This is a genomic window from Nocardiopsis trehalosi NBRC 14201 (genome assembly GCF_001552555.1).
Classification (GTDB): Bacteria; Actinomycetota; Actinomycetes; order Streptosporangiales; family Streptosporangiaceae; genus Nocardiopsis_B; species Nocardiopsis_B trehalosi.
In genome coordinates, this window is sequence record NZ_BCRK01000166.1 from 1 (window position 1) to 13619 (window position 13619).

Consider the following 13619-nt stretch of genomic DNA (forward strand, 5'->3'; position numbering starts at 1 on the left):
GCCCGGGAGCGGCGGGGGCGGGGGGCGGGCGTGCGGGTGGGGCCGAATAAAGGGGTTTCAGATGGGCTCCGTGCCAAGATTTAATGAGTCAGCCTTGCTAGGCGTAGGGATGGGCGGGGCCGTCGCCCCGTTCGCCGCGACGGCGCTGGGGGGAGCGGGTCGACCCGGCGCTGCCCTACATCGTGGGCGCGCTGGCGTGCGCGGTGGCCATGGGGGTGCTCGTGACGCGCAGGCACCACCTGGGGGCGCTGCGTCACGTGTGATCGCGGCCCCGCCGCCCGGAACCGGCCCCCGGGCGTCACCGCAGGTGGCGGGGCTGGTAACGGAGATCACGTTTGGCGGCGGGCCGTAGGCGGATGGGACCGTCCCACGGGTGTGTTGGAGTGGGGTGGCGGCCGGGTGGGGCCGCCACCCCCCGCCACCCTGGATTGGAGCCCGCGTGTCGCTGACCCGTTCGCCCGCCGGAACCGAGGCGCCCGATGCGCGGGCGCGCCCCCGCCGTTCGGTGGCGCTGCTCGTGCTGGTGCTGGGCACCCTCACGGCCACCGGCCCCCTGGCCACGGACCTCTATCTGCCGGCGTTCCCCGCCATCGCCGAGGACCTGGGCTCGACCCAGGCGCAGATCCAGCTCACCCTCACCGCGATCATGTTCGGGCTGGCGTTCGGCCAGCTCGTCATCGGGCCGATGAGCGACGCCTGGGGGCGCCGCGTCCCGCTGCTGATCGGGGTCACCGTCTTCACGATCGCCTCGTTCGCGTGCATGTTCGTGCCGTCGGCGGGGGCGTTCGTCGCGCTGCGGTTCGTCCAGGGCGTCGCGGGCGCGGCCGGCGCCGTCATCTCCCGCGCGGTGGTGCGCGACCTCTTCGAGGGCGACGACGCCGCCCGGTTCTTCTCGCGGCTGATGCTGGTGACCGGGCTGGCCCCCCTGCTCGGCCCGATCCTCGGCGGCCAGCTCCTGCTGCTCGGCCCCTGGCAGCTCAGCTTCGGCGTGCTCGGGGCGGTCTCGCTGCTGAGCCTGGTCGTCGTCTACTTCGGCCTGCCCGAGAGCCTGCCCGCCGACCAGCGGCCCCGGATGAACCTCGCCGGGCTGTGGTCCTCGGTGGGCGGGCTGCTGCGCGACGTGCGCTTCATCGGCCCGGCGCTGACCCTGGCGCTGAGCTTCGGCATGATGTTCACCTACATCTCCGCGTTCTCCTTCGTGTCGCAGGGCGAGTTCGGCGCGACCGCGCAGCAGTTCAGCCTGATGTTCGCGGTCAACACCCTGGGCCTGATGATCGGGGTGCAGGTCAACGGGTTCCTCATCGGCCGGGTGGCGACCACCCGGCGGCTGGCGGCGGGCCTGGCCGGCGCGCTGGTGTCGGTGCTCGCGCTGGGCGCCCTGGCCCTGGTCGGCGTGCCCGGCACGGGGGCGCTGCCGCTGCTCACCGGGGTGTTCTTCGTGATGATGTTCAGCGTGGGGTTCATCTTCCCCAACGCCACGACGCTCGCGATCTCCAGCCAGCCGCCGTCCGTCGCGGGCACCGCCTCGGCGCTGATGGGGTCGCTGCAGTTCGCGCTCGGCGGCGGGCTGGCGGCCCTGGCCGGGCTGACCGCCACGGGCGAGGCCACGCTGACGAGCATGGCCGTGGTCATGGTGTCGGTGGGCCTGGCGGCGACCGCGGTGTTCGCCGTCGTGGCGCGCAGGGTCGCCCACGCGGCCGTGTGACGTCGGATGATGGAGTGATGTGGCCCGGACGCCGATGCGTCCGGGCCGCACCCGTCTCCGGACCCGCCTGTCCGGAACCGGTCACCCTCCGTGCCGGGGGACATGTGCCGGGTGAGCGGTAACGGACAGGAAGGGCGATAACAACGCGTCCACGGTCTTTTGTTGTTTTTTGCCGGGGTCTCCGGGTTGCCGTGGAGTGAGCGGAGCGTGCACAGTAGGGCAGGTCCTGCTGACATGTGAGGTCATACGGGTGGAGGGGACGCGGCATGGCACAGCCTCGGTCGACCGCAACGGCGCGCGCCCGCGAGCTCGCGGGGCTGGCCGATCTCGCCTACCGCACCGGCGGCGCGGACTCCCGCGCGGAGGTCTTCGCCCGCGCCGACACGGACGGTGACTGGAGCCGCGTCACCGCCGGGGACTTCCTGACCGAGGTGGGCGCGGTCGCCAAGGGCCTCATCGGCGTCGGCGTCGGCGCCGGCGACCGGGTCGTCCTGTCCTGCGGCAACCGCTACGAGTGGATCGTCGTCGCCTTCGCCGTGTGGGCGGCGCGCGCCGTCCTGGTGCCCGTCGCCCCGCAGGCGTCCCCCGCCCGCCTCGCCCGCGTCCTGCGCGACTGCGCGCCCGCCGCCGTCGTGGTCGAGGACGGCCGCCACGCCGGAGTCGTCTCCGCGCTGTCGCCCGAACTCACCGAACTCGCCCGCACCTGGCGGCTGGACGAGGACGGGCTGGCCGCCATGGCCCGCCCGGGCGCCTACATGGACTCCTCGGCCGTGCGCTTCCGCCGCGAGGAGAGCGGCCGCGACGACCCCGCTGTGCTGTCCTACCCCATGAGCACCCGCCGCCCGGTGCGCGGCGCCGTGCTGACCCACGGCAACCTGCTGGCGGCCGCCGGGGGGCTCGTCGACCGCCTGCTCCCCGCCGAAGAGCGCGAACCCGGCCGCGACAGCGCCCTCATCGGGCTGCCCCTCGCGGAGGTGTCCGGCCAGGCCGCCCTCGTCGCGTGCGTGCTGGGCGGGGTCCGGGTCGGCGTCACCCCCAGCGGCGCCCAGTGGCCGCGCCGCGTGCGCGCGTTCCGGCCCACGGTGCTCGTCTGCGGCCCCGACGGGCTGACCGCCGTCTACGAGCGGGAGAAGGCGCGCGCCCGCGAGGCCGGCTGGGACCACCTCAACGCGTTCAACGCCGCCACCGACCTCGCCGTCGACTTCGACCGGTCGCCGCGCAAGGGCGCCTGGCGGCGGGTCTCCCGGGCCATGTACGAGTGGATGTACGGCCGCGTCCGCGACGCGCTGGGCGGCCGCGTCCGCCTGGCCGTGTGCGCGGGCGGCCGCCTGGACGAGCACATGGACAGCTTCTTCACCGGATCGGGCCTGCCGGTGTTCCAGGTGTTCGGCACCGCCGAGAGCGGCGGCGCGTTCACCGCCAACGGCCCGGGGGAGCGCCGCGCCGGCACCTGCGGCCGCCCCCTCCCCGGGGTCGAGATGCGGATCGCCCGGGACGGCGAGATCTACGTGCGCGGCCCCGGCGTGTTCCCCGGCTACTGGGGCGACCCCGAGGCCGGCGCCGCCGCGTTCCACGAGGGCTGGCTGGCCACCGGGTTCGCGGGCGGCATGGACGGCGCCGGCCACCTGACGGTCCTGGCGCGGGTGCGCGCCCAGGCGGCCCCCGACCCCGTGGGCGGGCGCGCCGCCGTGCCCGCCGCCGAACCCGCCCGCCCGGCCGAACCGGTCCGGCCCCCCGAACCCGCCCGCCCGGCGGCGGAGCCCGCGCGGTCCGCCGCGCCCCCGGCCGAGGCGCCGCCCGCCCCGGCGCCCGCCGCCCCGCCGCCCGCGCCGGTCGACCCCGTCGCCGAACTGGAGCGGCGGCTGCGCGCCCACCCCCTGGTCAGCCAGGTGCTCGTCATCGGCCAGGGCCGGCCCTACGCCAGCGCGCTGATCACCCTGATCGCCGACCAGCTGGAGTACTGGCGGCTGGTCAACAACCGCCCGCTGTCGCTCACCCGCGAGGAGCTGGCCGACGACCCCGACCTGCTCCGGGAGATCCAGGCCGGGGTGCGCGAGGCCAACGCCGCCGTGCCCCCGGAGTGGGCGGTGCGCGCCTTCCACGTGCTGGCCGAGGAGTTCACCCCGCGCAGCGGCCTGGTGCTGGCGACCGGCGAGCTGCGGCGCGACGCGGTTTTGCGGGCGTTCGCCGAGGAGATCGACGGCCTGTACCGGATGCGCGAGACCCAGCGCGACTGACCGGGTGCCGCGCTCCCTCAGCGGTTGAGGTAGGCCAGCACCGCCAGCACGCGGCGGCTGTCGTCGGTGGAGGGCGGCAGGTCGAGCTTGGTGAAGATGTTGTTGATGTGCTTGCTCACGGCCTTGTCGGTGATGAACAGCCGGCCGGCGATGGCGGAGTTGGAGCGCCCCTCCGCCATCTCGCCCAGGACCTCGCGCTCGCGCGGGGTCAGCGCCGCCAGCGGGCCGTCGTCGTGCTTGGCCAGGAGCTGGGAGATGACGGCGGGGTCCATGGCGGTGCCGCCCGCCGCCACCCGCCGCACGGCGTCGATGAACTGGCCGATGTCGAATACGCGGTCCTTGAGCAGGTAGCCCACCGCACCGCCGTCGTCGGACAGCAGCTCGCGCGCGTAGAGCTGCTCGACGTGCTGGGAGAGCACCAGGATGGGCAGGCCGGGCACCTGGCGGCGGGCCTCGATGGCCGCCTGGAGCCCTTCGTCGGTGAACGTGGGCGGCAGCCGGACGTCGACCACGGCGACGTCGGGGCGGTGCTCCAGCAGCGCGGCGAGCAGTTCGGGGCCGCTCTCGACGGCCGCGACGACCTCGCAGTCGTGGGCCTGCAGCAGACGGATCAGTCCGTCGCGGAGGAGAGCGAGGTCTTCGGCGATGACAACGCGCACGGGAGCTCCATGGTGACGATCGTCGGCCCGCCGACCGGGCTGACGACGTTCATGGTCCCATCGAAAGCGGACAGTCGGCGACGGATGCCCCGCAGCCCCGTGCCCTTGGCGGGGTCGGCGCCGCCCCGGCCGTCGTCGCCGACGAGGACGACCATGCGGCCGCGCCCGTAGTTGATGCGGACCCAGGCGCGTTCGGCCCCGGCGTGCTTGGCGGCGTTGGTGAGGATCTCGACGACGGCGAAGTAGGCCGCGGACTCGACCGGGTCGGCGGGCCGGCCCGGCAGGTCGATGTCGACCGAGATGGGCAGGTGCTGGGTGACGGCCAGCGCCCGCACCGCGCCGTCGAGTCCGCGTTCGACCAGCACCGGCGGGTGGATGCCGCGCACCAGGTCGCGCAGCTCGGTGAGCGCCTGCCGGGTGGCCTCGCGGGCCTCGCTGAGCATGCGGCGGGCGGCGTCGGTGTCGTTGTCCAGCATCTCCTCGGCCATGCCGAGGCTCATGCCCAGCGCCACCAGGCGGGCCTGGGCGCCGTCGTGCAGGTCGCGCTCGATGCGGCGGACCTCGGACGCCTGGGCGTCGATGGTCTCGGCCCGCGACGTGGCCAGGTGGGCCACCCGGGCGGCCAGCCGCGCCTTCTCGGTGGGGGCGAGCATGATCCGGTTGAGGCGCGCGTAGCCGGTGAGGGCGGCCGGGGTGAGCACCCAGGCGGCGAGCAGGAGCAGGGCGGCGGTGAGCAGCGCCCGGTTGGCGTCGCCCTGCCCGGCCACCGGACCCAGGGCGTACCAGTTGGTCTCCCACCGCCAGGTCAGCGGGAACACCGCGCTGTGCAGGCCGTGCGCGAGCAGCGCGCCGGGCACCGCGACGAGCACTGCGCCCGCGGTGCTGTTGACCGTCAGCCAGCTGAGGTCGCGCCAGGTGGTGGGGTCGGTGACCACGGCGGAGATCTGCGCGCTGAGCCCGCGCTCCGGCAGTGGGCGGTAGGGGGAGGGCACCGGGCGGCCGTCGTCGAGGAACCGGCCGACCAGCCGGCGGTGGGTGTCGGCGTGCACGCGGACCAGCCGGGTGATGGTGACCAGCAGCGGCAGCCCCACCCAGACCACCGACAGCACGACGGCCACGAGGAACAGCGCCAGCAGGACGGCGCCGGCGGCGACGTGCGAGACCAGCAGCAGCGACCACACCAGCAGGTCGAACCTGCGGGGCTGCTGCGGGTCGTGGGTACGTGCCATGGGGGTCCTTCCGGGCGTGGCGCCGCGGTCGCGGGTGGTGTCTTCCATTGTCGGCGAACTGCGGCCCCGCGGCAGTGGTGCCAGGTCCCCTGTGGACGGTGGGCCCCGGGGGCGCCCGGGGGCGGCTCCCCCGCGCGGGGGAGCGGGCTCCCCCGGCGCGGGGAGGCGGCGCGGGCCGGCCCGCGAGAACCTCGGGGAAGCGGGCCGGACCGGTCCCGCTGGATCATATCCGGAGGTGGCGGGCGTGGACGGATGGTACGGGTGGCCCCGGTGGGCGGCGGCGGCCGCCGGAACGGGGGCGGCCGCGGTGGGCGCGGCCGGCGTGTGGTGGGCCGCGGGCGGCGCCGGATACCCGTTCGGCGGCGACGACCTGGCGGGGGCGGGCAGCCTGGTCGCGGGCGCCGGGGCCGGGGCGGGCGGCACCGCCCTCGCGGCGGCGGGCGCCGCCGGGGTGGCCGTGGCCGCCGCCGCGGCGTGGCGCGGCGCCCCGCGCTGGGCCGCCCGCGCCGTGGAGGTGGCGGCCTGGCTGCTGGCGGCGGCGGGCCTGCTCGTCGTCACCGACGTCCGGCTGCTCATGGCGCTCGGCTACCTGCCGCTGATGCCCGTCCTGCTCGTCGCCGTCGACGACGCCGGGCAGCGCTACGCCGACCAGTTCCTCACCTGGCCGATGGCCGCCCAGGCGGCCGCGGTCGCGCTGGGCGCGGTGTGGGCGGCGGCCGCCCTCGCCCACCGGCGGCGCACCCGGGGGGCGTGCGGGCGGTGCGGGCGCACCGGCGCGGACCCGGCGGTGTGGGCCGCGACGCGCGAACGGGCCCGCCAGTGGGGCCTGGTGGCGACCGTGGTCGGGGTCGCCTGCGCCCTCGCCTACCCGATCAACCGCATCCCGTGGCTGTTCGGGCTGCCCATGAGCATGTCGGCGGAGGACTTCGCGGCATTTCGCACCGACCCGGTCGGCCTGCTCGTCGGCGTGGGCCTGGGCTGCGCCGGGATCTGCGGGGCTGTGCTCATGGTCGGCCTGGTGCGGCCGTGGGGGACCGTCTTCCCGCGCCTGCTCCCCGGTCTCGCCGGCCGGCGCGTCCCGGTCGCGGCCGCCGTGGTCCCCGCGGCGGTGGCGGCGACGGTCCTCGTCATCGCGGGGCGGGGCGTCTTCGCGGTGCTGCTGTCGGGCGGGTTCGGCCCGGTGTCGGGCTGGGCCGGGTGGCTGGGCGCGGCCGGGACGGCGTCGTTCCTGCCGTGGGGCGTGGCGCTGGCGGTCGCCGCGGGCGCCTACGCCCTGCGGCGGCGCGGGGTCTGCGCCGCGTGCGGCCGGGGACTGCCCGAGCCCGCCGGCGGTCCCGTCCGCGCCTGACGCGGCCTCGGGGTCCCGGTGGGAGCGCCGGGCGCCCGCGCGGCCCGGTCCGCGCGACGGCCCGCCGCCCGCGACGGGCGGCGGGCTGGGGCGGCGGCGGGGCCCGCTGGTGGCGGATCGGGCGCCGGGCGCCGATTCCGTACCGCGTCGGGCCGGCCGTGGACCGGCGCCCCGTCCGCTGCGGCGGCCGCCGCAGCGGGAGGCGCATAAGGGCCGCGCGGATGCCGCCGGCGCCCGGGTCGCCCCCGATCCGGGCGCCGACCGGGTCGGCCGCCCCGGCGGGAGCGGGGACGCCGGGAGGGGCGGGCGGCGGGCGCAGTCGGTAGAGTTCCTGGGTGCGACTCCGGTGCGGGGCGCGGCCGGGGGCGCCGGGGGCGGGTCCGCGCGCCGCGACCGCCCGCGGGTCCGGGGTCGCGCGCCGGCCACGACACCTGTGAGGAGGAGCGGCGCCGGCCGGTCCCGCCCTCCCGGGTGCGCGGCCGGGGCCGCGAACACGAGCCAGATGAGCGCCAAACTCGCCGAGATCGCCGCCCAGGCCGGGGTCAGCGTCGCCACCGTCAGCCGCGTCCTCAACGGCAAGCCCGGGGTGTCGGCGGCCAAGCGGCAGGCCGTGCTGACCGCGCTGGACGTGTGCGGCTACGAGCGCCCGGCCCGGCTGCGGCTGAACCGGGCGGGGCTCATCGGGCTCATCGTGCCGGAGCTGAGCAACCCCATCTTCCCCACGTTCGCCCAGTTCATCGAATCCGGGCTGATCGGCCACGGCTACGCCAGCGTGCTGTGCACGCAGGAGCCGGGCGGCATCAGCGAGGACGACTACACCGAGCTGCTGCTGGAGCGCGGGGTCGCCGGCATCGTGTTCGTGTCCGGTCGGCACGCCGACTCCCTCGCCGACCCCGAGCGCTACCGGCGGCTGGTGCGCCGGCGGCTGCCGATCGTCCTGGTCAACGGGGTGCAGGCCGGGGTGGCGGCCCCGTTCATCTCCACCGACGACGAGATGGCGACCGAACTCGCGGTGCGCCACCTGGCGAGCCTGGGCCACCGCCGGATCGGCCTCGCCCTCGGCCAGTCCCGCTACGTGCCCTCCATCGGCAAGCGCGCCGGCTACGACCGGGCCATGGCCCAGATCGCGGGCGGCCCGCCGCCCGAGGCGTGGGTGCAGCACACCCTGTTCACCGTCGAGGGCGGCCACGCCGCGGCGGCCCGGCTGCTCGACGCGGGCTGCACGGCGGTCTGCTGCGGCAGCGACACCATGGCCATCGGCGCCATCCGGGCGGCCCGCGACCGGGGCCTGGACGTGCCCGGCGACGTGTCGGTGGTCGGGTTCGACGACTCCGCGTTCATGGCCTACATCGACCCGCCGCTGACCACCGTCCGCCAGCCCGTGCGCGAGATGAGCCAGGCGGCCGTCACCTCGCTGATGGAGGGCATCGCCGGGGGCGGCCCCCAGCCCGGCGAACTGGTGTTCCGCCCCGAACTCGTGGTGCGCTCCTCCACCGGCCCGGTCCTCGGGACCCCCGCCGGGTGACGGGCGGGCGCCGGGCCCCCTGAACGGCGCGCCGGGCGCGGTGTCCGGCGCCCCGGCCGGCGGGCCCGGCGGGGTGGACCGGGTGCCTGGCCGCCCGGCGGGCGGCTAGGCTGCCGGGGCACGGCGCCGACGAGGGGAGCGAGCGGTGGTACGGGTCGCGGTGGTCACGGGAGCGGGCAGCGGCATCGGCCGGGAGGTGGCGCGCGGGCTGGGCGCCGACGGCTACGCCGTCGCCCTGGCCGGGCGGCGCGCCGAGGCGCTGCGCGCAACGGCCGACCTCGTCGCGGCGGCGGGCGGCGAACCGCTCGCCGTCCCCACCGACGTGGCCGACCCCGACGCGGTGCGGGCGCTGTTCGCCGCGGTGCGCGACCGCTGGGGCCGCGTCGACGTGCTCTTCAACAACGCGGGAGCGATGCCGCCGCCCACCCCGCTGGACGAGGTGGGCGACGACGCCTGGCGGGCCGTTGTCGACGTCAACCTCACCGGCGCGTTCTGGTGCGCGCGCGAGGCGTTCGCCGCCATGCGCGCGCAGGACCCGGCCGGTGGGCGCATCATCAACAACGGGTCGATCTCGGCGCAGGTGCCGCGCCCCCTGGCCATCGGCTACACCGCCACCAAGCACGCGGTGACCGGGTTGACCAAGGCGATCGCGCTGGAGGGCCGGCCGTACGGCATCGCGTGCGGGCAGATCGACATCGGCAACGCCGCCACCGAGATGACGTCGGGGATCGCGGCGGGCGCCCTGCAGGCCGACGGGTCGACGCGCGCCGAACCGACCTTCGACGCCGCCCACGTGGCCGACGCGGTCCGCTACATGGCGGGCCTCCCGCTGTCGGCCAACGTCCCGTTCCTCACGGTGACGGCGACGGCGATGCCGCACCTGGGCCGCGGCTGACGCGGCGCCGCACGGGGCCGGACGGCCCGCGCCGGCCCGGCCCGGCTCCGGCCCGCGCGGCGGCGGACCGGTCAGGGCCAGCGCATGTCCGTGGCGAAGGGCAGCGAGGCCACCCGCGTCTCCCGGTGCGCGTTCAGCTCGTCGTGCAGCTGGGTCCACGCCTGCTGCGGCGTGTTGCCGGTGGTCGTGCACCCGCCCCGCTGCTGGCACGCGGTGTGCTGCGACATCGCCCCCGCGAACCGCACCGGGCCCGGACCCTTGGTGGCGCCCCACGCGCTGATGGCCGCCCACTGCCGGGCCTGGATGCCGTCGGTGCGGTAGATCTGCGGCAGCGCGACCACGGTCGGCGCGGCGCCGGTCGCCACGTAGTGCAGGTCCGCCAGCTTCCACCCGTTGTTGCACGACTCCGACGACGACCCGTACGCCGGGCAGCCGTCGGCGGAGTTGGCGGCGTAGAGGGTGCGGCCGCTGGCGCCGGTGAACGCCTTCACCCAGTCGCGCGCCCACGCCGGGGAGGACCAGGCGGGTTCGGCGTCGACGGCGCCGACCACGGACACGGCGCCGGTCGAGGCGCCGGCGGCGTCGTTCACGACGTCGGCCCAGGCGCGGCCGGCGTCGGCCCCGCTGACCCCGCCGTCGGACTTGTTGTTCACGCCCAGGGCGAGGTCGGCCTCGGCGCCGCCCGTCCGGCACTCGGTGAAGCCCTCCACCCACGCCCGTGCGGCGGCGGTGGCGGTCGAGGCGGGCACCCGCTCGCCCTTGTCGGCCGCCGTGGTGCCCGGGTGGCGCAGGCGGCCGCCCTTCTCCTGGGTGCCGAAGAACAGGACGCGGACCCCCGTGCGGCCGGTGCGGCCCTCGGCGCATCCGGCGTCGCGGGCGGCGGTGGCGTCGGCGGCACTGCCCGCCAGCTGGACGTAGCGGCTGGCGGTGTGCCCCGGGTAGGCGTCCGCCGCCGCGGGTGCCGCCGTCGCCCCGAGGACGAGCGCGGCCAGGGCGGCGGTCAGCGACCGCGTGCGGGCGTGGTGGCGTATCGGCATGGTTTCCCTCCGGCGTAGCGGACCGAGCAGGGGGATGATGGGGTTCATTGAGCCGGATGGGGGGCGGATGTCGCACGGACCTCGGCTTCGGGTGTTTCCCGGGCAAACGCGCACGAAGGCGCGCCACGGTCCGCGACGCGCCGGGGCGCGGCGGCCCCGCTGCGGCCCGGCCCCGCGTGGCCGATCGGGGAGCGGCGCGGCCGGGGTCAGCCGGGCAGGCCCGCGGCCAACAGCGCCGCCGTGGTGCACAGCGTCCCGCCCGCGCCGAGGGCGGCCGCGCCCGCCCCCAGCAGCCGGGTGCGCGCCGCCACCGCCTCGGCCGGGGCGACGGCGAACACGCCCCGCCGCGCCCCCGCGCCGTGCGCCACCACCGCGCCGCCGCCGCCGGTGAACAGGTGGCCCGTGACGGCCACCTCCCGCCCCTCCTCGACCAGCCATTCGGTGTAGCGGGCCGCCACGGCCCCCGGTCCGGGCGCCAGCCACGGGAAGCGGGCCGCGATGCGGCCGGTGACGTGCGGGCGCAGGTGCGGGGACGGGGCGTCGGCCGGGACCTCGTCCACCCGGGTCCCGCGCAGCCGCCGGTGGCGGCGCAGCCCCGCCGGGTGCACCCGCACCCGCCCGGTCGCCCCGGCGAGCAGGAAGACGGCCGACGACGCGGTGGTGCGCCGGGTGAGCAGGGCGGCGGAGCCGCGCCCCGGCAGCACGGCCGCCTCCAGCTCCCACCACACGCACGGGCGGTCCGAGACGGGGGAGCGCAGCGGCTCACCGCCGTCCGGCTCCGCCCGGCCCAGGACGACCGCCGCGCCCGCGCCGCCCCGGGCCAGCGCGGCGTCGACGCCCAGGCGGGGGAGCGCGGTGTGGGCGCGCAGCCGCAGCAGCAGCACGGCGGCGCCCACGAGCATGCCGACGCCCGCGGCGGCGGCGGACAGCGCGGTGACGGTGTCCATGGGGCCTCCGCTCGTGCCGGGGGTGGAGACGCGGGTGAGACGCCGGGCACGGGGCGCGGGTTCCGGGCGCGGTCTCCCCCTCCGGGACGCTCGCCGCCGTTCCGGCGTCCCCGCAGGCCCTTCCCGCGCGGCGCCCCCACCCTCCGCCCCTGTCCACTTCCGGCCGCCCGCGCCTCCGGCCCGCCGGTCCCGTGGGCGGGCGGGAGCGGGGGCGCGCGGGTGGGCCGCCCGGCGGCGGGTCGGCCGGATGCGGCCGCCACCGGCGGAAATCACGGGGGAAATACCGCAACTCGCGGCCGCCGGTTTCCCGTGGCTTGGCACGACCTGTGATGATTCACTATGTGTGGCGTGAACTGATCGGTGACCTGTACCCCGAAGCGGAGCTGCCCGGACCGGCCGACGAGGTGATGCTCGCCGAGGTCGAGAAGGCCCTGGCGCTCCCGCTGCCCTTCGAGCTGGCCTCCCTGCTGCGCGAGTGCGACGGGGTCGGCAACGAGTACGGCGACGCGGTCGTGTGGTCGGCCGAACGGCTCGTCGAGGACAACCTCGCCATGCGCTCCGAACCCGACTACCTGGAGCTGTACGCCCCGTTCGACGAGATGATCTTCTTCGGCGACAGCGACATGGGCCCCCAGTTCGCCTACGTGCACACCGACTACGGCCCCGGCATCGTGGTCTGGGACCACGAGACCGACCGCCGCCGGCTCGCGGTCGTGTCGCTCCGCGACTACCTGGTCCGCTGCTTCACCCAGGGCAACGGCTGGTTCCGCTGAGCCCGCGCCCCGCCCCGCCCCGCTAGGCTGCGGGCGTGGACGCGATCCCCGACGACGAGGCGCACGCGCGGGCCCGGCTGCTGTGGGACTTCCACACCGGCCCCGCCGCCCCCGACCCCGGTCGGCATGACCTGATCCTCGCCCTGGGCAGCCACGACCTGCGGGTCGGCGCGCACGCCGGGCGGCTGTGGGCGGCCGGCGCGGCCCCGGTCGTCGTCTGCTCGGGCGACCGCGGGCGGCGCACCAACGGCGGGCTCGGCCACCCCCGCTGGGAGCGCACCGAGGCCGAGGAGTTCGCCCGCGCCGCCCAGGCGGCCGGAGGCGTGCCCGAACCGGCCCTGCTGCGCGAGCCGCGCGCCACCAACACCGCCGAGAACTTCACCCGCAGCCGCGCGCTGTGCGCGCAACGGGGGCTCTTCCCCGCCACGGCGGTCGTCACCGCGAAGCCCTACATGGGCCGGCGTGCGCTGGCGACCGCCGCCGTCCACTGGCCCGGCGTCCGCTGGACGTTCAGCACCTTCCCCGGCGGCTACGCCGACCACGCCGGCGACCCCGCCGCATCCGCCGAACTCATCCACTTCCTCGTCGGCGACCTCCAGCGGCTGGAGGTCTACGCCGAACGCGGGTGGAGCGCGCCGGTGCCGGTACCCCCCGAGGTGCGGGACGCGTTCGACGCCCTGGTCGCCGCCGGGTACACCGACCACCTCGTGCGGCCGGCCGGGTCGGCCGCGCCGGCGGCTCACCCCGGTCCGGCGGGCGCGTCGGGCACCGAGCGGGCGTAGCGCCGCGCCAGCTCCCGCAGATGGGCCACCAGCTCGGGCGGGTCGACCACCTCGAAGTCGCGGCCGAGCAGGCCCAGGTGCACCGCCAGGGCCTCCACGCTGGAGGCGCCGGTGTCGAGCACGCAGGTGCGGGCGTCGACCGGTTCGACCACGCCCACGGCCGGGCTGATCAGCTCGGCGACCTCCTCCGTCGGCGCGTGCACGGTCACCCGCGCCCGGTACCGCCAGGCCGCCGCCGACACGTTGCGCGACACGTAGGCGGCGATGTCGCCGCCGCCCGGCGGCTCGCGGCGCGGCACCCGCGGCCCGGCGGGGGTGCGGGGGGTCACCCGGTCGACGCGGAACGTCCGCCAGTCGGCGCGGTCGCGGTCCCACGCCACCAGGTACCAGCGCCGCCCCCAGTTGACCAAGCGGTAGGGCTCCACGTCGCGCCGGGTGACCGCGCCCGCGTGGTCGCGGTAGTCGAGCCGCAGCCGCTCCCC

Annotated in this window: 12 protein-coding genes; 7 read left to right on the forward strand and 5 right to left on the reverse strand. The window is 77.1% G+C overall.

The window, feature by feature from the left end:
- Positions 1-439: 439 nt before the first annotated feature.
- Together NT8_RS22405 and NT8_RS22410 are read left to right on the forward strand one after the other, a co-directional pair.
- Entirely contained in the window at positions 440-1705 is a 1266-nt protein-coding gene (locus NT8_RS22405; protein ID WP_067973220.1) for a multidrug effflux MFS transporter, read from the forward strand.
- 266 nt (positions 1706-1971) lie between these two features.
- Positions 1972-3942: an AMP-dependent synthetase/ligase gene (locus NT8_RS22410; RefSeq protein WP_067973221.1), complete on the forward strand. Its 1971-nt coding sequence runs from the start codon at positions 1972-1974 to the stop codon at positions 3940-3942.
- 17 nt (positions 3943-3959) lie between these two features.
- Here NT8_RS22410 and NT8_RS22415 read toward each other — a convergent pair whose 3' ends face one another.
- Positions 3960-4601, reverse strand: a complete 642-nt coding sequence (locus NT8_RS22415; protein ID WP_067973222.1) for a response regulator — start codon at positions 4599-4601, stop codon at positions 3960-3962.
- Positions 4553-5830 carry a sensor histidine kinase gene (locus NT8_RS22420; RefSeq protein WP_067973223.1) on the reverse strand — a complete coding sequence of 426 codons (1278 nt, stop codon included), beginning with the start codon at positions 5828-5830 and terminating at the stop codon, positions 4553-4555. The genes NT8_RS22415 and NT8_RS22420 overlap by 49 nt, the downstream gene beginning before the upstream one ends.
- A gap of 244 nt (positions 5831-6074) precedes the next feature.
- On the opposite strand from NT8_RS22420, the gene NT8_RS22425 reads away from it, so the two are divergent.
- The 3 genes from NT8_RS22425 to NT8_RS22435 all read left to right on the forward strand — a co-directional run bounded on the left by NT8_RS22425 (position 6075) and on the right by NT8_RS22435 (position 9598).
- Positions 6075-7178 carry a hypothetical protein gene (locus NT8_RS22425; protein ID WP_067973225.1) on the forward strand — a complete coding sequence of 368 codons (1104 nt, stop codon included), beginning with the start codon at positions 6075-6077 and terminating at the stop codon, positions 7176-7178.
- A 502-nt stretch (positions 7179-7680) separates the two neighbouring features.
- A complete protein-coding gene (locus NT8_RS22430) occupies positions 7681-8703 on the forward strand; it encodes a LacI family DNA-binding transcriptional regulator (protein ID WP_067973233.1) in 1023 nt (340 codons plus the stop codon).
- Between the two features lie 145 nt (positions 8704-8848).
- Positions 8849-9598 (forward strand): SDR family oxidoreductase, encoded by a 750-nt coding sequence (locus NT8_RS22435; protein WP_067973235.1) that lies wholly within the window; start codon positions 8849-8851, stop codon positions 9596-9598.
- Positions 9599-9669: 71 nt separating this feature from the next.
- Here the strand turns inward: NT8_RS22435 and NT8_RS22440 are convergent, their stop codons facing one another.
- Both NT8_RS22440 and NT8_RS22445 read right to left on the reverse strand, forming a co-directional pair.
- A complete protein-coding gene (locus NT8_RS22440; RefSeq protein WP_067973239.1) occupies positions 9670-10635 on the reverse strand; it encodes a hypothetical protein in 966 nt (321 codons plus the stop codon).
- 206 nt (positions 10636-10841) lie between these two features.
- Positions 10842-11582 (reverse strand): hypothetical protein, encoded by a 741-nt coding sequence (locus NT8_RS22445; protein WP_067973242.1) that lies wholly within the window; start codon positions 11580-11582, stop codon positions 10842-10844.
- A gap of 329 nt (positions 11583-11911) precedes the next feature.
- On the opposite strand from NT8_RS22445, the gene NT8_RS22450 reads away from it, so the two are divergent.
- Complete coding sequence (locus NT8_RS22450) at positions 11912-12355, forward strand: SMI1/KNR4 family protein (RefSeq protein ID WP_067973245.1); 444 nt, start codon at positions 11912-11914, stop codon at positions 12353-12355.
- Between the two features lie 35 nt (positions 12356-12390).
- Positions 12391-13137 carry a YdcF family protein gene (locus NT8_RS22455; protein WP_084469184.1) on the forward strand — a complete coding sequence of 249 codons (747 nt, stop codon included), beginning with the start codon at positions 12391-12393 and terminating at the stop codon, positions 13135-13137.
- On the opposite strand, the gene NT8_RS22460 is transcribed toward NT8_RS22455, so the two are convergent.
- Positions 13095-13619 (reverse strand): helix-turn-helix transcriptional regulator (locus tag NT8_RS22460; RefSeq protein WP_157515939.1); only part of this gene is annotated, 525 nt, incomplete at its 5' end. The genes NT8_RS22455 and NT8_RS22460 overlap by 43 nt on opposite strands.